Annotated in this window: 29 protein-coding genes; 11 read left to right on the top strand and 18 right to left on the bottom strand. The window is 72.4% G+C overall.

Going from position 1 to position 26,446, the window contains the following annotated elements; genetic code table 11:
- Positions 1-15: 15 nt before the first annotated feature.
- Positions 16-1,056: a helix-turn-helix transcriptional regulator gene (locus tag ACGFYN_RS08015; RefSeq protein ID WP_393864925.1), complete on the bottom strand. Its 1,041-nt coding sequence runs from the start codon at positions 1,054-1,056 to the stop codon at positions 16-18.
- 62 nt (positions 1,057-1,118) lie between these two features.
- Here ACGFYN_RS08015 and ACGFYN_RS08010 point away from each other — a divergent pair, with 62 nt between their 5' ends.
- Positions 1,119-2,252 (top strand): epoxide hydrolase family protein, encoded by a 1,134-nt coding sequence (locus ACGFYN_RS08010; protein WP_393864924.1) that lies wholly within the window; start codon positions 1,119-1,121, stop codon positions 2,250-2,252.
- On the opposite strand, the gene ACGFYN_RS08005 is transcribed toward ACGFYN_RS08010, so the two are convergent.
- The 3 genes from ACGFYN_RS08005 to ACGFYN_RS07995 form a co-directional block, all read right to left on the bottom strand.
- Positions 2,241-3,050: a hypothetical protein gene (locus tag ACGFYN_RS08005; RefSeq protein WP_393864923.1), complete on the bottom strand. Its 810-nt coding sequence runs from the start codon at positions 3,048-3,050 to the stop codon at positions 2,241-2,243. The two genes, ACGFYN_RS08010 and ACGFYN_RS08005, sit on opposite strands and share 12 nt — an antisense overlap.
- An 81-nt stretch (positions 3,051-3,131) precedes the next feature.
- Entirely contained in the window at positions 3,132-4,430 is a 1,299-nt protein-coding gene (locus ACGFYN_RS08000; protein WP_393864922.1) for an ABC transporter substrate-binding protein, read from the bottom strand.
- Positions 4,399-4,980: a hypothetical protein gene (locus tag ACGFYN_RS07995; RefSeq protein WP_393864921.1), complete on the bottom strand. Its 582-nt coding sequence runs from the start codon at positions 4,978-4,980 to the stop codon at positions 4,399-4,401. Before ACGFYN_RS07995 ends, ACGFYN_RS08000 begins: the two co-directional genes overlap by 32 nt.
- A 143-nt stretch (positions 4,981-5,123) precedes the next feature.
- Between ACGFYN_RS07995 and ACGFYN_RS07990 the strand changes: the two genes are divergently transcribed.
- From ACGFYN_RS07990 to ACGFYN_RS07980, 3 genes are read left to right on the top strand one after another with little or no spacing between them, the layout of a single operon-like run.
- Positions 5,124-5,603 (top strand): hypothetical protein, encoded by a 480-nt coding sequence (locus ACGFYN_RS07990; RefSeq protein ID WP_393864920.1) that lies wholly within the window; start codon positions 5,124-5,126, stop codon positions 5,601-5,603.
- The gene (locus tag ACGFYN_RS07985; RefSeq protein ID WP_393864919.1) at positions 5,603-8,272 is read left to right on the top strand and encodes an ATP-binding cassette domain-containing protein; all 2,670 of its coding nucleotides are present in this window, start codon (positions 5,603-5,605) and stop codon (positions 8,270-8,272) included. Before ACGFYN_RS07990 ends, ACGFYN_RS07985 begins: the two co-directional genes overlap by 1 nt.
- Positions 8,269-8,979 carry an ABC transporter ATP-binding protein gene (locus ACGFYN_RS07980; RefSeq protein WP_393864918.1) on the top strand — a complete coding sequence of 237 codons (711 nt, stop codon included), beginning with the start codon at positions 8,269-8,271 and terminating at the stop codon, positions 8,977-8,979. The genes ACGFYN_RS07985 and ACGFYN_RS07980 overlap by 4 nt, the downstream gene beginning before the upstream one ends.
- On the opposite strand, the gene ACGFYN_RS07975 is transcribed toward ACGFYN_RS07980, so the two are convergent.
- Together ACGFYN_RS07975 and ACGFYN_RS07970 are read right to left on the bottom strand one after the other, a co-directional pair.
- Entirely contained in the window at positions 8,879-9,571 is a 693-nt protein-coding gene (locus tag ACGFYN_RS07975) for a transglycosylase family protein (RefSeq protein WP_393864917.1), read from the bottom strand. The genes ACGFYN_RS07980 and ACGFYN_RS07975 overlap by 101 nt on opposite strands.
- A gap of 113 nt (positions 9,572-9,684) precedes the next feature.
- Entirely contained in the window at positions 9,685-10,365 is a 681-nt protein-coding gene (locus tag ACGFYN_RS07970) for a transglycosylase family protein (RefSeq protein ID WP_393864916.1), read from the bottom strand.
- A gap of 536 nt (positions 10,366-10,901) precedes the next feature.
- Here ACGFYN_RS07970 and ACGFYN_RS07965 point away from each other — a divergent pair.
- Together ACGFYN_RS07965 and ACGFYN_RS07960 are read left to right on the top strand one after the other, a co-directional pair.
- The gene (locus ACGFYN_RS07965; RefSeq protein WP_393864915.1) at positions 10,902-11,681 is read left to right on the top strand and encodes a hypothetical protein; all 780 of its coding nucleotides are present in this window, start codon (positions 10,902-10,904) and stop codon (positions 11,679-11,681) included.
- Between the two features lie 74 nt (positions 11,682-11,755).
- Positions 11,756-12,145, top strand: a complete 390-nt coding sequence (locus ACGFYN_RS07960; protein WP_393864914.1) for a hypothetical protein — start codon at positions 11,756-11,758, stop codon at positions 12,143-12,145.
- Between the two features lie 58 nt (positions 12,146-12,203).
- On the opposite strand, the gene der is transcribed toward ACGFYN_RS07960, so the two are convergent.
- From der to aroH, 5 genes are all read right to left on the bottom strand, one after another.
- Positions 12,204-13,682 (bottom strand): ribosome biogenesis GTPase Der, encoded by a 1,479-nt coding sequence (gene der, locus ACGFYN_RS07955; RefSeq protein WP_393864913.1) that lies wholly within the window; start codon positions 13,680-13,682, stop codon positions 12,204-12,206.
- 77 nt (positions 13,683-13,759) lie between these two features.
- Complete coding sequence (locus ACGFYN_RS07950) at positions 13,760-14,347, bottom strand: lysophospholipid acyltransferase family protein (protein ID WP_393865321.1); 588 nt, start codon at positions 14,345-14,347, stop codon at positions 13,760-13,762.
- 53 nt (positions 14,348-14,400) lie between these two features.
- Positions 14,401-15,087 (bottom strand): (d)CMP kinase, encoded by a 687-nt coding sequence (cmk, locus tag ACGFYN_RS07945; protein WP_393864912.1) that lies wholly within the window; start codon positions 15,085-15,087, stop codon positions 14,401-14,403.
- A 135-nt stretch (positions 15,088-15,222) separates the two neighbouring features.
- Positions 15,223-16,308, bottom strand: a complete 1,086-nt coding sequence (locus tag ACGFYN_RS07940; RefSeq protein WP_393864911.1) for a prephenate dehydrogenase — start codon at positions 16,306-16,308, stop codon at positions 15,223-15,225.
- Positions 16,305-16,667: a chorismate mutase gene (gene aroH, locus ACGFYN_RS07935; RefSeq protein ID WP_393864910.1), complete on the bottom strand. Its 363-nt coding sequence runs from the start codon at positions 16,665-16,667 to the stop codon at positions 16,305-16,307. The genes ACGFYN_RS07940 and aroH overlap by 4 nt, the downstream gene beginning before the upstream one ends.
- A gap of 259 nt (positions 16,668-16,926) precedes the next feature.
- On the opposite strand from aroH, the gene ACGFYN_RS07930 reads away from it, so the two are divergent.
- From ACGFYN_RS07930 to ACGFYN_RS07915, 4 genes are read left to right on the top strand one after another with little or no spacing between them, the layout of a single operon-like run.
- The gene (locus tag ACGFYN_RS07930; RefSeq protein WP_393864909.1) at positions 16,927-17,586 is read left to right on the top strand and encodes a hypothetical protein; all 660 of its coding nucleotides are present in this window, start codon (positions 16,927-16,929) and stop codon (positions 17,584-17,586) included.
- A gap of 28 nt (positions 17,587-17,614) precedes the next feature.
- Positions 17,615-18,199: a DUF6529 family protein gene (locus ACGFYN_RS07925; RefSeq protein ID WP_393864908.1), complete on the top strand. Its 585-nt coding sequence runs from the start codon at positions 17,615-17,617 to the stop codon at positions 18,197-18,199.
- Positions 18,196-18,606: a Rieske (2Fe-2S) protein gene (locus ACGFYN_RS07920; protein ID WP_393864907.1), complete on the top strand. Its 411-nt coding sequence runs from the start codon at positions 18,196-18,198 to the stop codon at positions 18,604-18,606. Before ACGFYN_RS07925 ends, ACGFYN_RS07920 begins: the two co-directional genes overlap by 4 nt.
- 22 nt (positions 18,607-18,628) lie before the next feature.
- Positions 18,629-19,366: a DNA polymerase beta superfamily protein gene (locus ACGFYN_RS07915; protein ID WP_393864906.1), complete on the top strand. Its 738-nt coding sequence runs from the start codon at positions 18,629-18,631 to the stop codon at positions 19,364-19,366.
- On the opposite strand, the gene ACGFYN_RS07910 is transcribed toward ACGFYN_RS07915, so the two are convergent.
- Genes ACGFYN_RS07910 through ACGFYN_RS07900 form a run of 3 tightly spaced genes read right to left on the bottom strand, consistent with a single transcriptional unit; the run spans position 19,295 to position 21,813 of the window.
- Complete coding sequence (locus tag ACGFYN_RS07910; RefSeq protein ID WP_393864905.1) at positions 19,295-20,047, bottom strand: DNA polymerase beta superfamily protein; 753 nt, start codon at positions 20,045-20,047, stop codon at positions 19,295-19,297. The two genes, ACGFYN_RS07915 and ACGFYN_RS07910, sit on opposite strands and share 72 nt — an antisense overlap.
- 3 nt (positions 20,048-20,050) lie before the next feature.
- Positions 20,051-21,070 (bottom strand): ADP-ribosylglycohydrolase family protein, encoded by a 1,020-nt coding sequence (locus ACGFYN_RS07905; protein WP_393864904.1) that lies wholly within the window; start codon positions 21,068-21,070, stop codon positions 20,051-20,053.
- On the bottom strand, positions 21,067-21,813 hold the full coding sequence (locus ACGFYN_RS07900) for an NUDIX domain-containing protein (RefSeq protein ID WP_393864903.1): 747 nt from the start codon (positions 21,811-21,813) through the stop codon (positions 21,067-21,069). Before ACGFYN_RS07900 ends, ACGFYN_RS07905 begins: the two co-directional genes overlap by 4 nt.
- An 85-nt stretch (positions 21,814-21,898) precedes the next feature.
- Here ACGFYN_RS07900 and ACGFYN_RS07895 point away from each other — a divergent pair, with 85 nt between their 5' ends.
- Positions 21,899-22,789, top strand: a complete 891-nt coding sequence (locus tag ACGFYN_RS07895) for a DUF72 domain-containing protein (protein ID WP_393864902.1) — start codon at positions 21,899-21,901, stop codon at positions 22,787-22,789.
- 6 nt (positions 22,790-22,795) lie between these two features.
- On the opposite strand, the gene ACGFYN_RS07890 is transcribed toward ACGFYN_RS07895, so the two are convergent.
- The 4 genes from ACGFYN_RS07890 to ACGFYN_RS07875 all read right to left on the bottom strand — a co-directional run bounded on the left by ACGFYN_RS07890 (position 22,796) and on the right by ACGFYN_RS07875 (position 26,439).
- A complete protein-coding gene (locus ACGFYN_RS07890; protein WP_393864901.1) occupies positions 22,796-23,341 on the bottom strand; it encodes a TIGR03086 family metal-binding protein in 546 nt (181 codons plus the stop codon).
- Between the two features lie 256 nt (positions 23,342-23,597).
- Positions 23,598-24,719: a pseudouridine synthase gene (locus tag ACGFYN_RS07885; RefSeq protein WP_393864900.1), complete on the bottom strand. Its 1,122-nt coding sequence runs from the start codon at positions 24,717-24,719 to the stop codon at positions 23,598-23,600.
- Entirely contained in the window at positions 24,719-25,372 is a 654-nt protein-coding gene (gene scpB / locus ACGFYN_RS07880; protein ID WP_393864899.1) for an SMC-Scp complex subunit ScpB, read from the bottom strand. The genes ACGFYN_RS07885 and scpB overlap by 1 nt, the downstream gene beginning before the upstream one ends.
- Entirely contained in the window at positions 25,369-26,439 is a 1,071-nt protein-coding gene (locus ACGFYN_RS07875) for a segregation and condensation protein A (RefSeq protein WP_393864898.1), read from the bottom strand. Before ACGFYN_RS07875 ends, scpB begins: the two co-directional genes overlap by 4 nt.
- Positions 26,440-26,446: the final 7 nt, after the last annotated feature.

The following is a 26,446-nucleotide window of genomic DNA, read 5'->3' as shown; positions in this document are numbered from 1 at the left end:
CGCCGCGGCACAACTTCAACGCTCTGCCGAAGATCCGCTCCGAGTCCCCGGCGTTCGATCTGCACCATCCCGAGCTCGCGGCGCAGACTCCGCAGCCCGAGCCAGCGAGCGAGCAAGCCGGTCCCGAGCGCTCCTGATCGCCCCGGTGAGCTCGGCGGGCTCCAGCACCTCGAACTCGAAGCCCATCAGCATGACGTGAATGACCATCACGTCCAGGCTCGCGGCCCCGGTGCGCAGGATGCAGCTGTCCGGGCCCTCCGCCTCGAAGCGGCCCGCCGTGGGCGAGACGCGTTCCGCGGCCTTCTCCAGGGGCACCAGCAGCCGGACGACGGCATGCGAGGCGTACGCGCGGGTGGAGACGCCCTTGGAGACGTACGCGGCGAGGTCCTCGGCCGGCGGGGTGCGCGGTGTGAAGCGCGGGCCGTGCGGCGGCTTCGGCGTGATGCGGTCGACGCGGAACGTACGCCAGTCGTCGCGGTCCAGGTCCCAGGCGACCAGGTACCAGCGGCGCTCGCTGCACACCAGGCGATGCGGTTCCACGGTACGGCGGGTGGCGGTGCCCCCGTGGTCGCTGTACTCGAAGCGGAGGCGCTCGGCGTCCCGGCAGAGGTTGGCCAGCTCGGTCAGCACGCCGGGGTCGACGGCGGAGGTCTGCGGGCCGCGGAGCATCGGCACGGTGAAGGCGTTCAGGGCGCCCACGCGGCGGCGCAGCCGGCCCGGCAGGACCTGCTCCAGCTTGGCGAGGGCCCGTACGGAGCTCTCGCCGATGCCCTCGATGCCCTGACCGGCGGCCGTGCGCAGCCCGACGGCCACGGCGACCGCCTCGTCGTCGTCCAGCAGCAGCGGCGGCAACTCGGCGCCCGCGCCCAGCTGGTAGCCGCCGCCGGTGCCGGGGCTGGCGTTGACGGGGTAGCCGAGCTCGCGCAGCCGGTCCACGTCGCGGCGCACGGTGCGCGCGGTGACGCCGAGGCGATCGGCGAGGTCGGCACCGGACCATTCGCGGTGGGCCTGGAGGAGCGAGAGCAGCCGCAGGAGTCGTGCCGAGGTCTCCAACATGGGTCCGAGTCTGTCAGTCATTGCGGACAGCCGCTGTCCGCAAGGCTTCCTACCTTGGGTTCATGGCAGACAACAGCGTGCACAGCTTCCGGATCGACATCCCGCAGGCACAGCTCGACGACCTGCACACCCGCCTTGACCTGACCCGCTGGCCGGACGAACTCCCGGACGCGGGCTGGGAGTACGGTGCCTCGCTGCCGTACCTCCGCGACCTGGCGGCGTACTGGCGCGGCGGTTACGACTGGCGCAAGCACGAGGCCGCGCTCAACGAGATCCCGCAGTACACCACGGAGATCGACGGCACCACGGTGCACTTCCTGCACGTCCGCTCCCCCGAGCCCGACGCGCTGCCGCTGATCCTGACGCACGGCTGGCCGGGCTCCGTCGTGGAGTTCCTCGGCCTGATCGGCCCGCTGAGCGAGGAGTTCCACCTCGTGATCCCCTCCATCCCGGGCTTCGGCTTCTCGGGGCCGACCAGCGAGAAGGGCTGGAACGTCTCGCGCACGGCACGCGCGTGGGCCGAGCTGATGCGCAGGCTCGGCTACGAGCGCTACGGCGCCCAGGGCGGCGACATGGGCGCCCTCATCTCCCCCGAACTCGCCCGTGTCGCCCCCGGGTCCGTGGTCGGCGTCCATGTGAACGCAGCTTCGGTGGGCTTCATCCCGCTCGGCCCGGTCGACGAGAGGACGCAGGAGGAACTGACCGGCCGTGAGCGGCAACGCCTGGCCGCCATCGCCGAGTTCACCACCGACGGCTTCGGCTACAACGCGCTTCAGTCGACCCGCCCGCAGACCCTCTCCTACGCCCTGACCGACTCACCCGTCGGCCAACTCGCCTGGATCATGGAGAAGTTCCAGGCGTGGACGCACTCCTCGGCTCCGCTGCCCGAGGACGCGATCGACCGCGACACGCTCCTGACGAACGTGATGCTGTACTGGCTGACCGGCACGGCCGGCTCGGCGGCCCGGATGTACTACGAGAACAGCCATGTCCCCGACTGGTTCCCGGCCGCGCCGTCCGGTGTGCCGACCGCCGTGGCGAACTTCGCCGAGGACGTCGCGATCCGCCGCTGGGCCGAGCAGGCCAACACCCTCGTCCGCTGGACGGAGTTCGACCGCGGCGGCCACTTCGCCGCCCTCGAGGTCCCGGACCTGCTGACGGGCGACGTCAGGGAGTTCTTCGGCTCACTGCGGTGAGGCGCACGCGGTGACGGACACCGACAGGTCGTTGTCCCGCGTGTAGTACGGCCCGGCCTCCACCGGTCCGTACGGCGCGTCCACCCGCGTGCGTGGATAGGTGAACACGGGCTTCTTGTCGGCCACGTCGTCGAGCAGCCGCGCGACCCGCACCGCCGGGCCGGCCTCGCCCGCGGGCCGCAGCCACAGGTCCCACACACCCGGTTCCAGGGCCGCGTAGACCACCTTGAAGCGGAACTCGGCGCGATCGGCGAGGACTTCGGTCCGCCGCACCGGGGCGGACGCGTGCCGGCCGTGGATCTCGGCGCAGGCGTGCGGGCCGAGCACGGCGCCGTACATCCGCCCCGACACGGTCAGCACGCCCTGCCCGACGAGCAGTTCGCCCACCTCGGCGTGCGGGGCGCGCAACCAGCTGCGGACGATGAGCCGGCCCTGGCGGGTCGCGTACGGGATACGGACGGCGACGTGGCCGCGGGAGCCGCTCGGGGCGCGCGCGGCGAGCGAGCGCAGTTCGGTGGCACCGAGGTGCAGGCGGCGCGGCTCGACGGCGTCCACGCGCGCGTAGGCGTCCCAGCGGCCCTCGGGGAGGGCGACGCTGCTGGGCAGCGCGGCGCGCAGCCGGCCGTTCCCGGACGGGGTCAGCGGCAGGCACACCTCCTCGCGGCCGTCGCGCCGGCGCAGCACCATGTGCGCGCCCGCGGCCTCACCGGCGGCGGGGACGTCGAAGGTCAGCCCGCCCGCCGAGTCGGCGACGCAGTCGGCGCGCAACGGTGTGGACCGCGGAGCCAGCGTCCTCATCCGGTCAAGATCCTCCCTCGGCCTGTGCTGCCCGGTTGGACCCGCGGCCCGGCCCTTTGGTTGCGTTCCGTTCCCACGGATCTACGGCCGGTAGGGCAGCTGGGGCACGTCGAAGCAGGTGCTGTTCATGTCGCCCTGTGACACCCAGCCCTTGCCGTCCTGCCAACGGGCCACCGACAGACAGGTCCTGCGCTGCTTCGGCGGCTCGGCCAGCCGCTCGAACGCGACCGGAATCAGCAGTCCGTCCGCGGTGAAGTCCTCGCTGCGGTTCATGAAGGCGTCCACGCACGCGCGCGTGATGCCCTTCTTCGCGCAGGACTTGGCGGCATCCGTGAACCACATGCCGGCCGCCCAGCCCTCCAACTGCCACTGGGAATGCGTCTTCAGGCCCTTGGTGGCGTCCCGGAACCGCCGTACGGCCGCGTTGCCCGTGTCCTCGTAGTTGCGGCTGGAACCGGTCGCCCAGAGGGCGTTGCGGCAGCGCGGGGAGTCCTTGTAGTCGTCGGCGACGGTGGACGTCCAGTTCTGCACGTTGGTGACCTTGGCGATCACCTTGGCGCCGACCTGGTCCATCGCCCTGCACAGCTGGGCGTTGCCATGGGTGTCGATGGCGTCGAAGACCAGGTCGGCGCCCTGCTCCTTCAAGTCGGCCGCGGAGGCACGGAAGTTGGGCAGCGCGAAGTCGACCTCCTCGGTGACCACCTTGTAGCCCTCGGCCTTCAGGCCCTGCTCCACGAGGCGGGCGTAGGCGGCGGAGGACGCCTGGTTGTACGACACCACGGCCGCCGTACGGGCGCCCTTCTCGCGCTTGAAGTAGCGGTAGACCTCCGTGCCGCCGTAGAGCTTTCCGCCCCAGCCGGGGGTGCCGTCGCGGGGCGCGAGGCTGCCGTAGATGCCGTACAGGTGGGGCCAGGTGTCGTAGGCGGCGCCGATGGGCTGGCCGCCGATGTCGGGCACGCGCGCCTGGGAGACACGGGAGGCGCCCGCGTAGTCCAGGGCCGTGGTCGCGACCAGGGCGACCACCTTGTCGTCGTCGATCAGGCGGCGCACGCAGGTGTTGTTGCCGACGCCGCTGCCGCCGTCGTCGCACTCGCGCACCTCGACGGGGTGACCGTCGATGCCCCCTTGCGCGTCGAGCCGGTCGAACCAGGCCTTGGCGCCGTCGCGCGGACCGGTGAAGGTGTTGCCCCCGACCGGGCTGGTGGCGCTCGTGACGATGCCGACGCGGACGGGCGCGGCGCCGCTCGGCGCGGGCGCGTTCGTCCGGCCGTCGTGCTCGAAGTCGCTCTCCGGCAGCCGGCTGCCGCAGGCCGTGCCCACCAGGAGCAGCAGCACCGCGGCCGCGGTCTCAGCAGCCGGGGAGCGCCGAAGCCGAGGCATTTCCGCTCATGCCCACCAGTGCGCAGAGGGTGTTGACGGAGACCTTCCAGGTGCCGTCCTGCTCGACGGCCGTCCCGGAGGCGTTCGGCAGCGCGGTCGCGCCCTTCAGGGTCAGGTCGTACGTCACGGTCGCCCTGGCCGGCGAGGTGAACTCGACCTTCGTCACCTTGGCCTGCACCTCACCACCGCGCTGGTCACCGCCGAAGGCCTGCATGACCGGGCCCATCCTGTCGCCGTTCTCCAGGACCGCCTGCTTGTCCTTGGTGGAGGTGGCCGGGTCGAAGAACTTCTTCCAGTTCTCCTGGATCTCCTTCGTGGCGGCCGCCGGATCGGCCGGCGCCGTCGCCGGGGCGCTCGTCGTCCTCTGCACGGACGGAGTGGGGGGCGTGCTCGCGCTGCCGCCGCCGCTGTCGTCGCTGCACGCCGCGAGGACCGGAACAAGGAAGAGCAGGAGTACGAGGGCTGCCGGCGCCGCCGTGCCCCGGCCCGCCGCCCGTGGACCGCGCCCCCCTTGTGCGTTCCCCCGCCTGAGGTCGCTCCCGAGAACCATCTGGCTCACCACCGGGTGTCGGTCCGGGCAAGGTGCGCCCGGTGCTTTCAGGGTCAGCTTCCAGAGGGCATAGTGCAAGCCCATTGGCTTACATGGAATACCTCCAGGCACATGCACAGAATCGCGACGTGTGGGAGCCAGCGATGCGGACAGGCCGACTGCGGAGTGTGCACCCCCTCCTGTGGGCCGGCTGGGCCGCGCTCGCCACGGGCGCGGTGCTGTGCGTCATCGGCTGGTACGGCATCTCCGGCGAGCGGTACGCCGAGCGCCAGCTGCCCTACCTCGCCTCCTGCACCGTCCCCGGCGCGGCGCTGATCGTCGCCGGCGCGGTGCTGCTCACCCAGGGGCGCAACGCGCTGGCCGCCGCGCGCGTGGAGGAGCTGTACGGCCTCCTGGTGTCCGCCGGCTCCGCCGACGCCGAGGAGTCGGGACCGGCCGCGGCCGCACTGCCCCTGGCGGTGAGCGGCGACCTGCTGATGGTGCCGGGCGGCACGCTCTGGCACCGCGCGGACTGCCCGCTGGTCGCCGGGAAGGTGGAGGCCGTGCCGGTGGACACGAAGCTGATCGCGAGCGGCGAGCTGGGCCCGTGCCCGATCTGCGAGCCCACCGGCGACACCGACTGATGTCCTCGCTGACCTGGGACCTGACGCTGGCCGGCCTCTCCGTCGGCAGCGCGGCCGCGCTCACCGGAATCGGCCTGATCGTGACGTACCGCGCGACCGGCGTGCTCAACTTCGCGCACGGCGCCATCGCGATGGTGTGCGCGTACGTGCTGCGGCAGTGCGTGGTCGAGTGGGGCTGGCCGCTCTGGCCGGCGGCGGCGGTGACGCTGGTGTTCCTGGCCCCGGGGATCGGCGTGGCGCTGGAACGGTTCGTCTTCCGGCCGCTTGCGGTCCTGGGCGGCGATCCGGCGCAGACCCTCGTCGCCTCCATCGGTGTCTTCGTCCTGCTGGTCGGCGGCGCGGCGGTGTTGTGGGGGCAGGGCGCGCGGGACGACGCGCCGGAACTGGTGTCGGCCGATCCATGGGGGCAGTTGGGCGTGGCGCTCGTACTGGCCGCGGGGGTCGGGGCGGTGATCCGCTGGACGCGGTTCGGCACGGAGCTGCGGGCCGTGGTCGACGACCGGCAGCTCGCGGTGCTCGGCGGGATCGACGCGGACCGGGTGGCGGCCGCGGGCTGGGCGTTCGGTTCGTTCACGGCGGGCCTGACGGGCGTGCTCCTGGCGCCGTACGTCCGCCTCGACCCGTACGGACTGCCGCTGCTCGTCATGGAGGTCGTGGCGGTCGCGGTGGCGGCGCGGATGCGCAGCCTGCCGGTGGCCGTCGTCGTAGCCCTGGGCATCGGGGTCGCGCAGAGCCAGCTGACGCGGCTGCACCCCTCCGGCTGGGGCGAGCCCCTGCTGCAGGCGGTGGGCGCGAACCTGTTCGTGGTGGCCCTGCTGGTCGCTGCCCTGGCCCTGCCCCGCATCGGCACGCGCGACGCCCTGCCCCGCACGGCCTCCGCACGCGTGCCGACGCCGCAGGGCGCGTGGATCGTGGCGGTCGTCCTCTTCCTGCTGCCGCTCGGTTTCGCCGGTCCCGACCTGCACACGTCCGTCCAGGTGCCGGCGCTGGGCGTGGTCCTGCTCTCCCTGGTGGTGGTCACCGGCCGCGGCGGCCAGATCTCCCTGGGGCAGGCGGCCTACGCGGGTCTGGGCGCCCTGTTCACTGCGCTGATCGCGGCCGGCCGCTTCCCGGTCCTGCCGCGCCTGCCCGAACTGGCCGCGCTCGCCGCGGCGGTGGTCCTCGTCGCGCCCCTCGGCCTGCTGACCGGCTGGCCGGCCATCGGCCGCCAGGGCCTCGCCCTCGCGCTCGCGACGTTCGCGGTGGGCGTCGGCGTGAGCCGCTTCGTCTTCGCCCAGCCGTACGCCACCTCCGGACTCGCGCTGGACCGTCCCGCGGGCTTCGACGGCGACCACGCCTACTACGTCCTCGAACTGGCCCTGCTGGCAGCCGCGTTGCTGGCGACCCGGGCACTGCGCCGGGGCCGCACGGGCCGGGCCCTGGCGGCCATGCGGGACCACGAACCGGGCGCCTCGGCGGCGGGCGTGCAGGTCCCCTCGCTCAAACTCCTGGCCTTCGTCGCCGGCGCCGCACTGGCGGCCCTCGGCGGCGGCATGCTCGGCATGGGCGTGCGCGCCTTCGACCCCACCGCCTACGACCCCGTCCGCGGCCTGCTGTGGTTCGCCGCGGTGGTGGTCCTGGGCGCCGACAGCACCCTGGGCGCCCTCCTGGCGGCGGCCCTGCTGGTGGGCCTGGACGCGGGTGCGAGGGGCGGTGTGGCGGCGGCCCTGATCGGCGTCCTCGCGGTCCTGGTCGGACGGTTCCCCGGAGGCCCGTACGAGGCGCTGCGGACCGGGGCGGGACGGCTGCGTCTGCGCCGGAGCGCGAAGCTGACGCCGACGGGCTTGCGCGCACGCGACCGGCTACGGCCGGCAGCCGCCGATGGTGCCGGCGTCCCACAGGGGCCACCCGCACCCGACGACGAAAGTAGTACGGATGGTGCGGGTGGGAAGCCAGACCCGGCCGAAGGCCGGGTGCACCCGAACGAACCCGCACCCGAGCTGTCGGCCCACGCCCTCCGCGCCCGCTACGGCACCTTCACCGCCCTGGACGGCGTGGACCTGAATGTCGCCCCCGGCCGTATCACCGCCATCGTGGGCCCCAACGGCGCGGGCAAGAGCACCCTGTTCCACTGTCTCGCCGGCACTGTGCGCCCCGCGCACGGCCACGTACGCCTCGGCGGACGCGACATCACCCGCCTCCCCGCACACGCCCGCACCCGCCTCGGCATCGCCCGAACCTTCCAGCAACTCGCCGTGTTCCCCTCCCTGACCGTCGCCGAGAACGTCCGCGTGGGCGCCGAACAGGGCCGCCGTCACGACCCGGCAGCCGTGGAACGCGCGCTGCGGCTGCTCGCCCTCGACGGACCCCTGCGGTCATTCCCCGCCGCCGGACTGCCCACCGGGACACTTCGCCGGGTCGAGCTCGCCCGCGCCGTGGCCGGCAGCCCCCGCGTCCTGCTGCTCGACGAACCCGCGGCCGGCCTCGACAGCGCCGAAGTCACCGCCCTGGCCCGCGTGCTGAAGGCCCTCGCGGCCGACGGCACCGCCCTCCTCGTCGTCGAGCACGACCTCGACCTGGTGGCCGACCTCGCGGATGTCGTACACGTGATGACGGCGGGCCGGATCGTCGCCTCGGGCCCGCCCGCCCACGTGCTCGACGTCCTCGGCCCGACGGGGGCGGACGCATGACCCTCTCGCTGCGCCACGCGCGCGTGCGCTACGGCCCCCTGGAGGCGCTGCACGGTGTCACCCTCGCCGCCCCCGGCCCCGGCCTCACCGTCCTGCTGGGCCGCAACGGCTCCGGCCGTACGACAGCCCTGCGCGCGCTGGCCGGAACGGTGCCGCTGTCCGGCGGCGCGGTCATCTGGGACGGCGTCGACGTGAGCCGGATGCCGGCCTTCGAGCGGGCCCGCCGCGGACTGTGCCTGGTCCCCGAGCGGCAGGCGGTCTTCGGCTCCCTGACGGTGCGCGAGAACCTGGAGCTGACGGCCCGTGACCACACCGCCGCCCTCGACGCCTATCCGCAGCTGGCGCCCCTGCTCCCGCGCCGCGCCGGCACCCTCTCCGGCGGCGAGCAGCGCATGCTCGCCCTCTCCCGCGCCCTGCTGGCACGCGCGCGCGTGGTGCTCGTCGACGAGCCCGCGCAGGGCATGTCGCCCCCGGTCGCGGCCCGCACGTACGAACTCCTGGGCGCCCTGGACGCCTGCGTCGTGGTGGCGGAGCAGCGGCTGCCGCCCGGACTGCAGGACCGGGCCGGGGTGCTGGTGTACGAACTGCGCCGGGGCGCCGTCGTGTTCAGCGGCGAGGCCCGTGAGCGGGAGCGTCGGTCAGGGGCGGGCCGAACTCCGCGCGGGCCCGGTGCGGCTCCTGAACGCCGTCCGGGTCCTCCGGTGTGACCGGCAGCGTGCCCGGGTCCGCCTGGTCCGGACTGCCGCCGGTCAGATCGTCGCCGGACCGGTAGAGCCCCGGTAGGCCGCCGTGGACGCCGAGCAGTTCCACGATCGAGGCCAGCGTTCTGCCGGGCCGCGCCGTGAGCATGCGCCCTTCGAGCCGGTACCGGTCCGAGCAGACGGGCCAGGAGTTCCAGCCCTGCTCGGCCAGCACCTTCTTGGCGATGGTGATCTGCTCCTCGCGCGAGGCGAGGTCCGCGCGCGAGGCGAACTTCAGCCCGCCGAACGCCTTCCAGGTGGACTGCGCGAACTGCAGGCCCCCGTAGTAGCCGTTCCCGGTGTTGGCGTCCCAGCGCCGGCCGCTCTCGCACTCGGCGAGGCAGCCCCAGGGCCAGTGGTCCTTGGCGCAGTCGTGGGCCGCGCGCGTGGAAAGCGCGCGCGGGTTCAGGGGTGCCGGTGCGGCCTGGGCGGCGGCAGGGGCGAGGAGGCCGGAGAGAGCGGCGGCCAGAACCAGTGCGATCGGCGTACGGGGCGTGCGACACCTGCGGAGCGTGCGGTGCCTGCGGGGCGTGCCGTACCTGTGGTGCGTGCGCAACATCGGGCCAAGGTAAGCAGTCGGCGGCCCGTGGCCGCTCCGGCGCGTCCGGAGCGCCGAAGGGCCCCACCCGGTCGGACGACCGGACGGGGCCCGCACCCGGTGAGGGAAGCGGCTCAGAGCTGGAGCTGCTGCCCGGGCACGATCATGTCGGAATCACCGCCGATGACGGTCCTGTTGGCGGCGTACAGCTTCTGCCAGGTGGTCCCGTGCCGGTCGGCGATCTTGCTCAGGGTGTCGCCCGGGCGGACGGTGTAGTCCCCGCGGGAGGAGCCACGGCTCGCGTGGCCCGCCGAGCGTGCCGGCGCCTTCGACGGCTTCTTCGACGGGGCTGCCTTGGTGCTCTTCGTGGTCTTCGCCGACTTGGTGGTGACCGAGCCGGAGGAGGCCGGCGCACTTCCGTACGCTCCGGCCCGGGCCGAACAGACGGGCCACGCGCCCCAGCCCTGGGCGCGCTGGACCTTGCTCGCGACGGCAATCTGCTGGCTCTTGGAGGCCTTGTCGGCCGTCGGCGCGTAGGCCGCTCCGCCGTAGGCCCGCCAGGTGCCGGCGGAGAACTGGAGCCCGCCGTAGAAGCCGTTGCCGGTGTTGATGTGCCAGTTGCCGCCGCTCTCGCACCGGGCGATGCGGTCCCACACTCCGCTGTCGGCAGCCGCGGCGTTTCCGGTCGCGGCCAGCAGTCCGAGCGGGGCGGCGAGCAGTGCGGCCCCGGCGAGGACCGCCGTCGTACGAGTCGGCGTCCTACGAGCGTTGTCGTGACGAGCGCTGCCGTGAGTGGTATCGGCACATTCGGACATGAAGTTCCCTCTCGAACAACCCGGGGTCCCCCTGAGCCGGGCGTGCCCTCCCCCTCACCTGAGTGGTCGTCACGCCCCGCCCCGTCCGCCGGAGGTGATGCTGAGCCGGCGTGTTGCGGCCGGCGGACGTACCCGAGCGGTGCTCTGTGCACACGGCGGAGGAATCTAGAGAGCCTGTCGAGCCGTCAGCAACCAACTCCTTGTCATTCCAGGCCAGTTCGCTGTTACCGCCGGTATCAACGACTTCCGGACACCCACTTCATTCGTGGATTTCATGATTTGTCGGCCTGGTACCCGGACGATCTGTGACTCACCTCACGAAACCAACTTCCTTGGATTTCCCAGGACTTGACGGTGAGTGCCCGATTCCGCACCTGCGGTGACCCTGTGCGGTGGATGGTTCGATTCCGTTCGCCGTCAGGCGTGACCCCCGCCACAGATCACCCGTTGTCTTCTTCATGAGCCCGGGCCCACCCGGTTCACGGACCGGGAGCCACCCGGCCCCGCCGCGCACCACGACCCCGAGGGAGCCACCCGTGCCGCGCATGCTCGACGTCAGCGACCAGGTACGCGCCGAGATCGGCGACGAAGAAGCCGACCGGCTGCTCGCCGGAGAGAACCCGGGCAGTTACGACTGCACGTCCTGCCGCACCCCGGGCGACTCCGAGCAGGAGCGCACCAGCACCGTCCTGTTCATCGGCGAGGAGACCGCCGTCCTCGCCTTCGCCCACGCCAGCTGCCTGCCCTCGCAGGTCGTCCAGGTCACCGAGGAGCAGCTCCAGGGCGCGGTGCGCTCCATCTCCGGGAACACCGTGGACATGGACCCCACGCAGGCCGTTCCGGAGCAGGCCGTGCTCGGCGTGACGAGCGGACTCGTGCTGATCTCCGGGGAGTTGCACCCGGCGCTGGTCGTCGAGCCGACCGGGCCCATCGTGCGGCCGGACACCACGGGGGCCGGCGACGACTTCCTGCCGCTCCTCATCGAGCAGGGGTTCATGCCGCTGTCCCAGCTGGCCGAGGTGCCGCCGGTGCTGCACGGCTGGTCGGTGCTGCTCGCCATGGGCCAGCTGCACGCGGTGCTCCAGCCCGGCAGCAACGGCGGGCAGCCGGTGGCCTGGTGGCAGGCGCATCAGCCGCTCCAGGTCACCGAGGGCTGGCGGGCCGCCGCCAACAAGCTCCAGCAGGTACTCCTGTTCGCCGCTCCGGTGGGCTCCATCGGGCGCCAGCCCCGCGAGGACCTGCTGCGGGACGCGCTGGACAAGGCTGCGGCCAACGGCAAGCTGGTCGGTGTCGCCATGCCTCTCGCCGGGACATGAGTGCGCCCTGCGTGTGCGCCCGACGGGGCCGGTCCTGACCGCATCCCTTGAAGTCCGGGGTCGTTTGGACATACGTGCACCCATACGACGTTCCCCGCCGCCAGTCCCTCCAGCCGATTCCGTCCGCGCGGTCGGCCCAGGACGTCTCGGGCGGCCCCTCGGCCACGCCCATCTACGACGCGCTCTACGCCGAGTACGTGAGGTCCTTCCGTACGCTGCCGGGTGACCGCAGCGGCGAGGAGGAGCTGGGGTTCACCGCCTTCGGGAACATCCCGCACGGCGCGGGGATGTACGCCAGACACCGGCCGGGCTCCTTCAGCAGCTCCTACAGCGCCTACAGCGCGGGGGCCGTCAGCGCCCGGCAGCAGTCGCAGTGGCAGCGCGTCGGGTCGGCGGGCCAGCAGACCACGGGGTTGCACCACCTGCCGGCGGCGCTGCCGCCCGGCCCGCGCGGCGTCCACTGACATCACGGACATGACGAAGGGGCGGTCCCGGCCGGGACCGCCCCTTCGTCATGTCGCTCTACTTCTTCCTGCCGCGCTTCTCGCGCACCCGCACCGAGATGTGGATCGGCGTCCCGTCGAAGCCGAACTCCTCGCGCAGCCGGCGCTCGACGAAGCGCCGGTAGCCCGCCTCGATGAAGCCGGAGGCGAACAGCACGAACCGCGGGGGCTTGGTGCCGGCCTGTGTGCCGAAGAGGATGCGGGGCTGCTTGCCGCCGCGGACCGGATGCGGGTGGGCGGCGACCAGCTCGCCGAGGAAGGCGTTCAGGCGGCCGGTGGGGACGCGGGTCTCCCAGCCCGCGAGCGCCGTCTCGATCGCCGGGACCAGCTTCTCCATGTGGCGGCCGGTCTGCGCCGAGACGTTGACCCGGGGCGCCCAGGCGACCTGGCCGAACTCGGTCTCGATCTCCCGCTCCAGGTAGTAGCGGCGCTCCTCGTCGAGGGTGTCCCACTTGTTGTAGGCGATGACCAGGGCGCGGCCCGCCTCGACCGCCATGGTGACGATCCGCTGGTCCTGGATGGAGATGGACTCGGAGGCGTCGATCAGGATGACCGCCACCTCGGCCTTCTCGACTGCGGCGGCGGTGCGCAGCGAGGCGTAGTAGTCGGCGCCCTGCTGGAGGTGGACGCGCTTGCGGATGCCGGCCGTGTCGACGAACTTCCAGGTGACGCCGCCGAGTTCGATGAGCTCGTCGACCGGGTCGCGGGTGGTGCCCGCCATCTCGTTGACGACGACGCGCTCCTCGCCCGCCACCTTGTTGAGCAGGGAGGACTTGCCGACGTTCGGGCGGCCGATGAGGGCGATACGGCGGGGGCCGCCGATCCCGGCGCCGCCGAAGGTCTGCTCGGGAGCGTCCGGCAGCGCCTCCAGGACGGCATCCAGCATGTCGCCGGTGCCGCGGCCGTGCAGGGCGGAGACCGGGTGCGGCTCGCCGAGGCCCAGCGACCAAAGGTAGGACGCGTCCGCCTCGCCGCTCGGGCCGTCGACCTTGTTGGCGGCCAGCACCACGGGCTTGCCGGCCTTGCGCAGCAGTCGTACGACCGCCTCGTCGGTGTCGGTGGCGCCGACCTTGGCGTCGACGACGAACACGACGGCGTCGGCGGCCTCGATCGCGTACTCGGCCTGGGCGGCCACGGAGGCGTCGATGCCGAGGACGTCCTGCTCCCAGCCGCCGGTGTCGACGACCTTGAAGCGGCGGCCCGCCCACTCGGCCTCGTAGGTCACGCGGTCGCGGGTGACGCCGGGCTTGTCCTCGACGACCGCCTCGCGACGGCCGATGATGCGGTTCACGAGGGTCGACTTGCCGACATTGGGGCGGCCGACGACGGCGAGGACGGGCAGCGGTCCGTGACCGGCGGCCTCGATGGCGCCTTCCACGTCCTCGAGGTCGAAGCCCTCTTCCGCGGCGAGCTCCATGAACTCCGCGTACTCGGCATCGCCAAGTTCTCCGTGGTCGTGCTCTTCGGAAGAGCCCTCGGAGTGGATGTGGTCGTTCATGAAGTCCGTACCTCGTTCATCGTGGTGGTCGGTGGAACGTCCGGGTTTCCCCCGGCTGATCCACTACTCAGTGTCGCCTAGCGGCTGGTGAGCCGCCTGGCGTTTTCCAGGTGCGCGGTGAGCTGCTTCTGGATGCGCTCGGTCGCCTCGTCGAGCGCCTTGCGCGTACGCCGTCCGCTTCCGTCGCCCGCCTCGAAGGGGTCGCCGAAGACGACGTCGACACGGCTGCGCAGCGGAGGCAGCCCCTTCACCAACCGTCCGCGCCGCTCGGAACTTCCCAGCACGGCGACCGGCACGACCGGCGCGCCGCTGCGGACGGCGAAGTAAGCGAGCCCGGCGCGCAGGGAGGCGAAGTCGCCCTCGCCGCGGGTGCCCTCCGGGAAGATGCCGAGGATGCCGCCGTCCGACAGCACGCCCAGGGCCTGGGTTATGGCCGTGCGGTCGGCGGACGAACGGTCCACCTTCAGCTGGCCGATGCCCGTCAGGAACGGCCCCAGCGGCCCGATGAACGCTTCCTTCTTGATCAGGAAGTGCATCGGCCGGGGCGAGACGCCGAGGACCATCGGGCCGTCGATGTTGTGCGAGTGGTTGACGGCGTAGATCGCCGGACCGGTCGCCGGTACCTTCCAGGCACCGAGCACGCGCGGCCGCCACAGGCCGTACATCAGGCCGACGCCGATGCGCCGCCCGACCTCGGCACCTTTCTCGGAGGGAGCAGTCACTTCCCGGCCCGCTTCTCCTCGACGAGGGTGACGACGCACTCGACGACCTGGGCCAGCGTGAGCTCGGTGGTGTCCACCTCGACCGCGTCGTCCGCCTTGGCGAGCGGCGAGGTCTTGCGGGAGGAGTCGGCCGCGTCGCGCTTGATCAGCGCCTCGCGGGTGGCGTGCACGTCGGAGCCCTTGAGCTCGCCGCTGCGGCGGGCGGCGCGGGCCTCGGGAGAGGCGGTGAGGAAGATCTTCAGGTCGGCGTCCGGCAGCACGGTGGTACCGATGTCGCGGCCCTCGACCACGATGCCCAGCTCCGCTGCGGCGGCCACCGAGCGCTGCAGCTCGGTGATCCGGGCCCGCACCTCGGGCACCGCGCTGACCGCGCTGACCTGGGAGGAGACCTCCTGGGTGCGGATCGGCCCGGCCACGTCCACGCCGTCGACCGTGATCGTCGGGTGCTCCGGGTCCGTACCGGAGACGATCTCGGCCTTGCCGGCCACGGCCGCGATCGCGGACGGGTCGTCGACGTCGATCCCGTTGGTCACCATCCACCAGGTGATCGCCCGGTACTGGGCGCCGGTGTCCAGGTAGCTCAGGCCGAGCTGCGCGGCGACGGCCTTCGACGTGCTCGACTTGCCGGTACCGGCGGGGCCGTCGATGGCGACAATCACGGGCTGGGCGGCGCCGTTTTCCACGGGGGGACACCTTCCTGGTGCGGTGTGGCGAGTGGTGGGCGGGGCACGAAGGCGCCCCGCACAAGGTTACTGGCTCGCCGGTGCCCCTCTTACAGGCGTACGACCCGGGTGATCACCGCGGCAGCGTGGGGTTGCTCACTGCCGGATGGCCCAGCCCCGCTCGCGCAGCGCCGCCGTGAGGACCGGCGCCGTCTGCGGCTCCACCATCAGCTGCACCAGGCCCGCCTGCTGCCCGGTCGCGTGCTCGATGCGCACGTCCTCGATGTTGACCCCGGCCCGGCCGGCGTCGGCGAAGATCCGCGCCAGCTGACCGGGCTGGTCGTCGATGAGGACGGCCACGACCTCGTAGGCCCGCGGCGCGGAGCCGTGCTTGCCCGGGACCCGCACCTGCCCGGCGTTCCCGCGCCGCAGCACGTCCTGGATGCCGGCCGTGCCCTCGCCCCGCTTGGCCTCGTCGGAGGACTGCAGCGACCGCAGTGCCTGGACCGTCTCGTCGAGGTCGGCGGCGACGTCGGAGAGCAGGTCGGCCACCGGCCCGGGGTTCGCGGACAGGATGTCGATCCACATACGGGGGTCGGACGCGGCGATCCGGGTGACGTCCCGGATGCCCTGACCGCACAGCCGTACGGCCGCCTCCTCGGCGTTCTCCAGCCGCGCCGCCACCATGCTGGAGACCAGGTGGGGCATGTGGGAGACCAGGGCGACCGCGCGGTCGTGGGCGTCGGCGTCCATGACGACCGGCACGGCACGGCAGTGCGAGACCAGCTCCAGGGCGAGGTTCAGCACCTCGGTGTCGGTGTCCCGGGTCGGGGTGAGGACCCAGGGGCGGCCCTCGAAGAGGTCGCCGGTCGCCGCCAGCGGGCCGGACTTCTCGCGGCCCGACATGGGGTGCGTCCCGATGTACGCCGACAGGTCCAGGCCGAGCGCCTCCAGCTCGCGCCGCGGGCCGCCCTTGACGCTGGCCACGTCGAGGTAGCCGCGCGCCACGCCCCGGCGCATGACGTCGGCCAGCACACCGGCCACATGGGCGGGGGGCGCGGCGACGATCGCGAGGTCGACGGGTCCTTGGGGGGCCTCGTCGGTGCCGGCGCCGAGCGCGGCGGCCGTACGGGCCTGCTCGGGGTCGTGGTCGGCGAGGTGGACGACGACGCCCCGCTGGGACAGGGCGATGGCGGCGGACGTGCCGATGAGTCCGGTGCCGATGACGAGCGCGGTCCTCACTGGGCGATGTCCTTGCGCAGGGCGGCCGCGGCGCCGAGGTAGACGTGGGCGATGTCGGCGCGGGGCCGGTCGGACTCGATGTGCGCGAGGACGCGGACGACGCGGGGCATGGCGCCCTCGATGTCCAGCTCCTGGGCGCAGATCAGCGGTACGTCGACGATGCCGAGCTTGCGGGCGGCGGCCGCCGGGAAGTCGCTGTGCAGATCGGGCGTGGCCGTGAACCAGATGCTGATCAGGTCGTCCGGGCTCAGGGCGTTGCGTTCGATGATGGCGGTGAGCAGGGCCCCGACCTGCTCGTCCATGTGTCCGGCCTCGTCCCGCTCCAGTTGGACGGCTCCCCGGACCGCTCGTACCGCCACGGCTTGGCTCCTTGCTGCTCTACGGATCGGCTCTACGACCGTCCAGCGTAGTCAAGCCCGCGGCGAGCGGGTGGGCGGCGCCCGCCCGCTGAGACGGGGGAGCACCGCGCACACCGCTCGCCGCGGGTACCGGAGACATTGCCAATGTCACCGAATCGCCCCAATTCCGCTACTTGGCGTGAGACGCCCCTGTGCGCCTCTTTACGCCGGGCCCGCGGTCCGCTCTGATGGCAGCACACTCGCCTCGGGGGAGGCCCGTATGAAGCGTCCTGGACCGCTGCTCACCTTGCTCGCGGGACTGCTGCTCGGCCTGTTCATGCTGATTCTCAATACGACGACGGGGACGGAGACCGCCTCGTCGACGTACAAGAAGGAGCCGCCTGCCGCCACTGTCTCGCCGGCTCCGGCCAAGTCCACCGCGTCACCGAAGCCCTCGCCGTCGCGGGCCCGGGTGGCCGACGCGAGTTACGCCGGACGGACGGACGACGACTCGTCCGCCGTCGCCGTCTCGGTGCACGACGGCAGGGCGATCGCGTACTTCTGCGACGGCCGCTCCAAGGAGTCGTGGCTGAAGGGCGACGTCAAGGCCGACGGCAGCATGCGGCTGACCGGCACGGACGGCGCCGAGCTGAACGGCACCGTGAAGGAGAACAAGCGCATCCGCGGCTCGGTCGACATCGGCGGCGGGCACTACGCCTTCACCGCCGACAAGGCCAAGAAGCCGTCCGGGCTGTACCGGGCGACGGCCACGGTCCGCGGGGCGAAGATCGACGGCGGCTGGATCGTCCTGCAGAACGGCAGGCAGGTCGGCGTCGTCACCCGCGACGGAGATGCCTCGGCCGCGCCCGCCATCGACCCGGAGACGGGTGCGGTGACGGTCGACGGACAGCAGCTCACAGCACGTCCTGTGAACCCGTGACACCACCGTCCGCTCCAGGGAGCCGACCATGACCGTCGACCCGAACGCCGCCACGCAGAGCTTCCCGCCCCCGGAGCCGGCCCGCCGCGCCCCAGGCCCCGCCCGCTACCTCGTCCCGGCCCTGGTGGCCGCCGCGGTGGCGGTCGGCCTCGGCGTCTACGGCCGGACGCACGACCCGGCCGGGACCGCCTTCAACATCGCGGGCTTCAGCAGCACGGGCGCCGTGAAGTCCTGGCTGGCGACGACCGCGTTCTTCTTCGCGCTCGTCCAGCTGGTCAGCGCCTTCATGGTGTACGGCAAGCTGCCGGGCCCGCGCTGGGCGCCGAAACTGCACCGCTGGTCGGGACGGATCGCGTTCGTCGTGGCCGTCCCGGTCGCCGTCCACTGCCTGTACGCGCTGGGCTATCAGACGTACGAAACGCGCGTGATGTTCCATTCCATCCTGGGTTGCTTCTTCTTCGGTGTTTTCAGTGCAAAGATGCTGCTGCTCCGCTCGGAGCGGCTCCCGGGCTGGTTGCTGCCGCTCGTCGGCGGACTGGTCTTCACCGCGCTCACCCTCATCTGGCTGACCTCCGCCCTCTGGTTCTTCCGTACGTTCGGAGTGACGACATGACCCACCCCTCGACCCGGCGCACGGTTCTGCTCGCGACGGGCGCCTCGGCGCTCGCCGCGGGCTGCAGCAAGTACGGCGACAGCAACGACTCCGGATCGTCCTCCGTGCAGGCCTCCGGCGGGCAGGAGCTGGCGAAGACGGCCGACATCCCGGTCGGCGGCGGCAAGATCTTCAAGAAGGAGAAGGTCGTGGTGACGCAGCCGAAGAAGGACGAGTTCAAGGCCTTCTCGGCGATCTGCACCCACCAGGGCTGCACGGTGAGCGCCGTCGCGGACGGCACCATCAACTGCCCGTGCCACGGCAGCAAGTACCACATCGCGGACGGCTCGGTGGCGGGCGGTCCGGCGCCGAAGCCGCTGCCCGCGGAGCAGATCGACGTACAGGGAAATTCGATCCGGCTGGCGTGAGGCGCCGCGTACGCTCCCCGGCATGCAACCCGAGACCCTGGTACGCGACCACACGATCTACGCCTGCGTGATGGGCTCGCGCGCCTTCGGTCTGGCGACGGAGGGCAGCGACACCGACCGGCGGGGCGTGTTCCTCGCGCCCACGCCTCTTTTCTGGCGCTTCGAGAAGCCGCCGACGCATGTCGAGGGGCCGGCCGAGGAGCAGTTCAGCTGGGAGCTGGAGCGCTTCTGCGAGCTGGCGCTGCGTGCGAACCCGAACATCCTGGAGTGCCTGCACTCCCCGTTCGTGGAGCACATCGACGACACCGGCCGTGAACTCCTCGCGCTGCGCGAGGCGTTCCTCTCCCGCCGGACCCACGAGACCTTCGCGCGCTACGCGCTCGGCCAGCGCAGGAAGCTGGAGGCGCACATCCGTGTCCACGGCGCCCCGCGCTGGAAGCACGCCATGCATCTGCTGCGGCTGCTGATCAGCTCCCGCGATCTGCTGCGCACGGGCGTCCTGACGATCGACGTGGGCGACCGGCGCGATGCGCTGCTGGCCGTCAAGCGCGGCGAAGTCCCCTGGCCCGAGGTCGAGTCCCGGATGAACCGGCTCGCGGGCGAGGCGGACGAGGCCGCCCGCCGCAGCCCGCTTCCCGAGGAGCCGGACCGGCGCCGCGTCGAGGCCTTCCTCGTACGGGTCCGCCGGTCATCGGCCCTCCAGCCGGATGCGTACGAGGAAGTCGTGCAGGGCGTCGTGGACGGTGGCGGCCGCGGGTAGCGCCGAGCCCTCCTGTGCCTCGTCCAGCACGATGTGCAGCCGCTCGACGTCCACCCGCACGCGCGCGTGGTCGACGTCGGCGTCCCCGTGCTCCCGCTCCGCCTTCGCCGCGATCAGGTCCGGGAGGTAGGCCGGCGCGTCCACCTCGCCGAGCAGCGTGGGCAGATGGGCCTGCACCTCGCCGCTGCGCATCAGGTGGATGCCCGTGAGCAGCACCCGGAACGTGTAGAGCAGCGGCTTGAGTTCACCGGTCTTCCCGAACAGCCGCCACTGCGTGGCCGCGAACCCCCGGTAGTGATGGGCGTGGTGACTGGTGATCACACCGGGTGCCAGGTCCGCGAGTTCGCGGTGCGCGTCGGTGGTGTGCACGACCAGCGGCGAGAGCAGCTGCTCCAGGACGTAGCCGTTGCGGCGCAGCATCAACCGGACGAACTTGCGTACGTCGTGCGTGACGAGGTCCATCTCTACGCCGTCCCGGTCCCACATCCGGGACCGGGTCTCCTCGGGCTCCCGCAGCCCGACGAGACCCGCGGCCGGCAGCAGGTGCGCGCCGCGCAGGTCCACGTCCGAGTCGCGGGACGGGAAGCCGTAGAGATGAGCGCCGGAGACGGTCGCGAACAGCACCGGGTCGGGCTGCTCGGCGACCACCGGCGTGAGGTCGATGGCGAGGGCGTCGATCATCTCTCAAGAATCCCAGAGGGCGCCGAGGGTCAGCAGGTCGCTCCCGTACTCGATGCGGTCGGCCCACTCGGTCGGCCAGGCGTCCGCGCCGGTCCAGGCGCCGGCGAAGGCACCCGCCAGCGCGGCGACGGAGTCGGAGTCGCCGGAGGTGCAGGCGGCCCGCCGGATGGCCGTGACCGGTTCGTCGACGGACTGCAGGAAGCACAACAGGCCGGTCGCCAGGGCCTCTTCGGCGATCCAGCCCGCGCCGGTGGCCAGGCACGGGTCGGTCTCCGGCGAGACCGTGCGCACCGCGTCCCCGAGGCGGCCGAGGATCTCCAGGCACTCGTCCCAGCCCCGCGCGATGAACGCCCCGGGCGAGGCGTCGCCGGCCCGGGTCCACAGGTCGCCGAGCCAGGGCTGGTGGTAGCGGCTGCGGTTCTCGATGGCGTACGACCGCAGCAGGCCGACGAGTCCGGTCGGCTCGCTGTCCTCGGCGAGCAGCCGTACGGCGTGGGCGGTGAGGTCGGACGCGGCGAGCGCCGTCGGGTGGCCGTGCGTCAGGGCGGCCTGCAACTGGGCCGCGCCCGCGCGCTGTTCGTCGCTCAGGCCACGGGCGAGCCCGACGGGCGCCACGCGCATGTTGGCACCGCAGCCCTTGGAGTCGATCTGGCTCGCGTCCTGCCAGGAACGGCGTTCGTCCCTCAGCAGAGCGCAGGCCCGCAGGCAGGTGCTGCCGGGCGCGCGGTTGTTGTCCGGCGACTCGTACCAGCGCACGAACTCCTCACGCAGCGGCCGTTCGAGGCTCTTGGGCCCGAGCACCCCGCGGTCCATGGCCGTGCGCAGCGCCCGCCCCACGGCCAGCGTCATCTGCGTGTCGTCGCTGACGAGCGCGGGCGTGGGCAGCTGCATCTGCCGCCACGGCCCGCACTTGGCGAGGATCGAGGGCACGTCGTCGAACTCGGTCGGGTAGCCGAGCGCGTCCCCGAGGGCGAGACCGGTCAACGCCCCGGTGGCGGCTTGCTTGTCGACGAGGTCGTTCATGCGGGGCGTCCTTCCGGGGACGGTCTCAAAAGGGGCGGATGCAGGGCCGTGGCCGGTCCCGCACGGTAGAGCGCGGCGGGCTTGCCACGGCCGCCGGTCAACCGGGCGCCGCCCGCGAGGGGTTCGACGAAGCCGGGCGTGGCGAGCACCTTGCGGCGGAAGTTGGGCCGGTCCAGGGTGGTGCCCCACACCGTCTCGTAGACCTGCTGGAGCTCGCCGAGAGTGAACTCGGGCGGGCAGAAGGCGGTGGCGAGGCAGGTGTACTCGAGCTTGGCGCCGACGCGCTCGTGGGCGTCGGCCAGGATCACGTCGTGGTCGAAGGCGAGCGGTCCTGCCGAGTCGTACGGCAGCCAGCTCGCCCGTGCCGCGTCCGTGCCGGCGTGCGGCTCGGGCGCGTCGGGCAGCAGCGCGGTGAAGGCGACGGACACCACCCGCATCCGGGGGTCGCGACCGGGCTCGCTGTACGTCCGCAGCTGTTCCAGGTGCAGGCCGGTGACGTCCGACAGGCCGGTCTCCTCGGCGAGTTCGCGCCTGGCGGCCGTCTCGGCGGACTCGCGCGGCTCCACGAAGCCGCCGGGCAGCGCCCAGCGGCCGGCGTAGGGCTCCTGCCCGCGCTCGACGAGCAGGACGTGCAGGGCGCCGTCGCGGACGGTGAGGACGGCGAGGTCGACGGTGACGGCGAAGGGCTCGTAGGCGTACTTGTCGTAGCCCGCGTGGTCATGGCCCGCTCGATCGAAGGTCATGCACACCCACCCCCTTTAATGGTCACTGCGACTATAAACAGGATCGGCGGGCTTCCACAAGGCCGCTCGGGGTAACCGGGCTTCCATGGGCGAGATCCTGGTGGGCACCTGTTCGTGGACGGACCGGGCACTGATCGGCAGCGGGTGGTATCCGGCCGGACGGCGGGACCCGGAGGGCCGATTGCGCCACTACGCCGAGCAGTTCCCGGTCGTCGAGGTCGACTCGACGTACTACGCACTGCCCAGCTCCCGCACCAGCCGGCTGTGGGCCGAACGCACGCCGAACGGCTTCGTCTTCGACGTGAAGGCGTTCTCGCTTCTCACCGGACACCCCACGCGCCGCGCCGCGATGCCAGACGGGCTGCCGCCCGAGCCGCGGGACGCGAAGGTGCTGGACGAGGTGTGGGCGCTGTTCACCGAGGGGATCGAGCCGCTGCGCGCGGCCGGGCGGCTCGGCAGCGTGCTCTTCCAGCTGCCGCCGTGGTTCCGGCCCGGCAAGCGGGCCGGTGAGTTCCTGCAGGAGTGCGTCGAGCGGACCGCGGGCTGGCCGGTCTCCGTGGAGTTCCGGCACCCCGGCTGGTGGCGTGCGGAGTGGGCGGACGCGACGCGGGCGCTGCTCAGCCGGTACGGGATGACGGCCGTCGCGGTCGACATGACGCAGACGCTCCCCACGTCCGTCCCGCCCGTCACACCGGTCACCTCGCCGCGGCTGTCGGTCGTCCGCTTCCACGGCCGCAGTTCCGACTGGGGAACCGGGACCAAGGAGGACCGGTTCCGCCACGACTACGACGAGGACGAACTCGCCGACTGGCTCCCGAGGCTGCGGGGCCTGGCGCGGCAGGTCGACGAGGTGCACGTCCTGTTCAACAACTGCTGCGGAGCCGCCGCGGTCCGTGCCGCCGAGCGCATGCGACGCCTGCTCGGCGCCGCCCGCGGTGCCGGCGCGCGGCCCACGGAGGCGGCGGGCGAGCCGTGATTGCCCTCAGTCGCGCCGGCCCAGGAAGGCCAGCAGCCGCGCATCGGGCCCGGCGCACGCCGGTACGGTGACCGGCTCGGCGAACCGCACACCTCGGTCCTCGTCGGCGACCACGCACCGTGCGACGGGCAGCAGTTCGCCCGCGAGCGAGGCCGGGATGGGGCGCGGGCGCCCGCAGGCCTGCGCGACGTCCCATCCGTGGACGGCGATCTCCACCGAACCCACAGCGGCCATCAGCCGCATGTCCAGCGGCAGTTCGCCCACCACGACCCGCTCCCCCGGTCCGGCGGCCCAGGCGCCGAGCACCGCGCACGCGCGTGTGCGGAACGCACAGGCGGGATCGGACCCCTCCTGCTCCTGCGGGAACAGCCCGATCCGCCCGCCGGTCAGCCCCTCGTGCAGGGTGTCCAGCGAGTCGTGGAGATGCCCGAGCAGCTCACCCAGGTCCCATCCGGCGCACGGCGTACCGCCTTCCAGCTGTCCGGGTGCGACGTCGGCGACGCTGCCCAGCGCGTAGGCGAGGGACCGCTCCAGCAGCTCCCCCGCGTTCACGACAGCACCCGCACAGCAGCCGCGGCGCGGGCCCTCAGCGGCCCCTCAGGCGCCTGTGACGGCTCGTCCGGCCCATCGGGCGGCGGACGCCTCGCCGGGCGCTCCAGCGCCGTCAGACGCGCATGGGCGGCGATCCTGCCGGAATCGTCGCGGTCCGTCGTCGTAGCCATGCCTGCCACTCCTCTCGCCGGTCACGCAATACAGACCGGCGAGAGGACGAAAATGCATCGGCCACGACTCGCCGAAGCGCGAACCGTCAGAGATCGACTTCCTGCATCAGCATGCCGACCTCGGTGTTCGACAGCCGCCGCAGCCAGCCCGACTTCTGGTCGCCCAGGGTGATCGGGCCGAAGGCGACCCGCACCAGCTTGTCGACCGGGAAGCCGGCCTCGGCCAGCATGCGCCGCACGATGTGCTTGCGGCCCTCGTGGAGGGTCACCTCGACCAGGTAGTTCTTGCCGGTCTGCTCGACGACGCGGAAGTGGTCCGCGCGCGCGTACCCGTCCTCCAGCTGGATGCCGTCCTTGAGCTGCTTGCCCAGGTCTCGCGGGATCGGGCCCACGATGTGCGCGAGGTAGACCTTCTTCACGCCGTACCGGGGGTGGGTCAGCCGGTGCGCCAGCTCGCCGTGGTTGGTGAGCAGGATGACGCCCTCGGTCTCGGTGTCCAGCCGCCCGACGTGGAAGAGCCGCGTCTCGCGGTTGGTGACGTAGTCACCGAGGCACTGCCGGCCCTCGCTGTCCTCCATCGTCGAGACGACACCGGCGGGCTTGTTCAGCGAGAAGAACTGGTACGACTGCGTCGCGACGGTCAGGCCGTCGACCTTGACCTCGTCCTTCTCCGGGTCGACCCGCTTGCCCTGCTCCAGCACGATCTCGCCGTTGACCTCGACCCGCGCCTGCTCGATCAGCTCCTCGCAGGCGCGCCGGGAGCCGTAGCCCGCGCGCGCGAGGACCTTCTGCAGCCGCTCGCCATCCTGCTCGGCGCCCGGGAAGGTCTTGGGCGGCTTCACGTCCTTCTTGCCGGCGTACCGCTCCCGGTTGCGCTCCTCTGCCCGGGCGTCGTACTCACGGGAGCTCGCCGGGGCCGTACGGCCGCGCCCGGTGCCCTGACCCTGCCTGGGGCCGCCCTTGGCGCCGCCGCGCGCCGAGGCGCCACGCCCCGACTTCGGGCCCTCCTGGGTCCCGCCGGGGCCCACGTCGTAGCGCCGCTCCTCCGGGCGCGGCTTCTTCGGCCGGCCGCCCTGCTTGTCGTCGCGGGAGTTGCCGGCGCCGCGGAAATTACCGCGGCCACCGCTGCTCCCGCCGCGGCCGCCGCTGTTGCCACCACGGCTCCCGCCGTTGTTTCCGCTGCTGTTCCTGCCGCTGCTGCTTCGCATCAAAGTTCCGTCTTGTCGTCTGCGTCCTCGGAATCCGGAGCGTCCGGATCGAACGACGGGACCCCTTCCAGTGTCTCGGCCTCGATCGCCTCCGCCTCCGGGAGGAAGGGCGCGAGCTCCGGGAGCTCGTCCAGACCGCGCAGGCCCATCCGCTCCAGGAAGTAGTTCGTCGTCGTGTACAGGATCGCACCTGTTTCGGGTTCCGTGCCCGCCTCCTGGACCAGACCCCGCTGCAGGAGGGTGCGCATGACCCCGTCGCAGTTGACTCCTCGTACGGCCGAGACGCGGCTGCGGCTCACCGGCTGGCGGTAGGCGACGACCGCGAGGGTCTCCAGGGCGGCCTGGGTCAGACGGGCCGTCTGGCCGTCCAGCACGAGCCGCTCGACGGCGGGCGCGTACTCGGCGCGGCTGTAGAAGCGCCAGCCGCCGGCCACGAACCGCAGCTCGAAGCCGCGGCCCTGCACGGCGTAGTCGTCGGCCAGCTCCCGCAACGCGTCCCCGATCTGTCGCTTGGGCCGCTCCAGGATCTTCGCCAGGTGCTCCTCGCTCGCGGGCTCGTCCACGACCATGAGGACGGCCTCCAGGGCCGGCTTGAGGTCGAGGTCGGCGACGCTGCGGAGCCCTGCCGGGAGTTCCGCGGTCTCCTCGGTCATGCTTTCTCCTCCTCCTTGGGCTCCTTGGGCTCCTCGGGCGGCCGGTCGAACTCGTCGGTCACCTTTGGTGTCCCGTCGCCCTCCCCGCCGGTCCAGCGCACGATCAGGTCGCCGAGCGCGGTCTCCTGGTCCAGCTCGACGGCCTTCTCGCGGTACAGCTCCAGCAGCGCCAGGAATCTCGCCACGACGGTCAGGGTGTCGTCGGTGTCCTCCACCAGCGCCCGGAAACTGGCCTCGCCGAGTTCCCGCAGGCGCGCGACCACGATCCCGGCCTGCTCCTGCACGCTCACCAGGGGCGCGTGGATGTGGTCGACGTAGACCTGCGGCTTGGGCTTGGGCTGCATCGCCTTGACCGCGAGCTTCGCGAAGCCCTCGGGACCGATGCTGATGACCACCTCGGGCAGCAGCTCGGCGTGGTGCGGTTCGAGGCCGACGGTACGGGGGTAGCGGCGGGCCTCCTCCTCCAGCCTCGCGTTGAAGATGTCGGCGATCTGCTTGTACGCGCGGTACTGCAGAAGCCGCGCGAACAGCAGGTCGCGGGCCTCCAGCAGCGCGAGGTCCGCCTCGTCCTCGACCTCGGCGGAGGGCAGCAGCCGGGCGGCCTTGAGATCGAGCAGCGTCGCCGCGACGACCAGGAACTCGGTCGTCTGGTCCAGGTCCCAGTCCGGCCCCATCGCCCGGATGTGCGCCATGAACTCGTCGGTCACCTTCGACAGCGCGACCTCGGTGACGTCCAGCTTGTGCTTGGAGATCAGCTGGAGGAGCAGGTCGAAGGGGCCCTCGAAGTTGGCGAGCCGGACCTTGAAGACACCGTCGTCCGGTTCCTCTTCGAGATCCGCGGCGGGAGCAGGAGCATGAGCCTCAGGCAGCGGCTCCGGCTCGGGTGCGACGACCGCGGGTTCCTGCACTGCGGGTTCCGGCTCCACCGGTTCCGGCGCCACGAGCACGGGTTCCGGCTCCGGCTCGACCGGCGGAGCGGCGGGCGCCGTCCCCGGCCCCCGCCCCAGCACACGCCGCCGACCGCCGGAGACACCGGCGCCGGAGGCGGGAACGTCGTTCGAGGTCATGGCCCCC

The organism is Streptomyces sp. NPDC048419 (genome assembly GCF_043200415.1).
Classification (GTDB): Bacteria; Actinomycetota; Actinomycetes; order Streptomycetales; family Streptomycetaceae; genus Streptomyces.
Note: the sequence above shows the minus strand (reverse complement) of the source record. Positions and strands in the feature narration are given on the sequence as shown.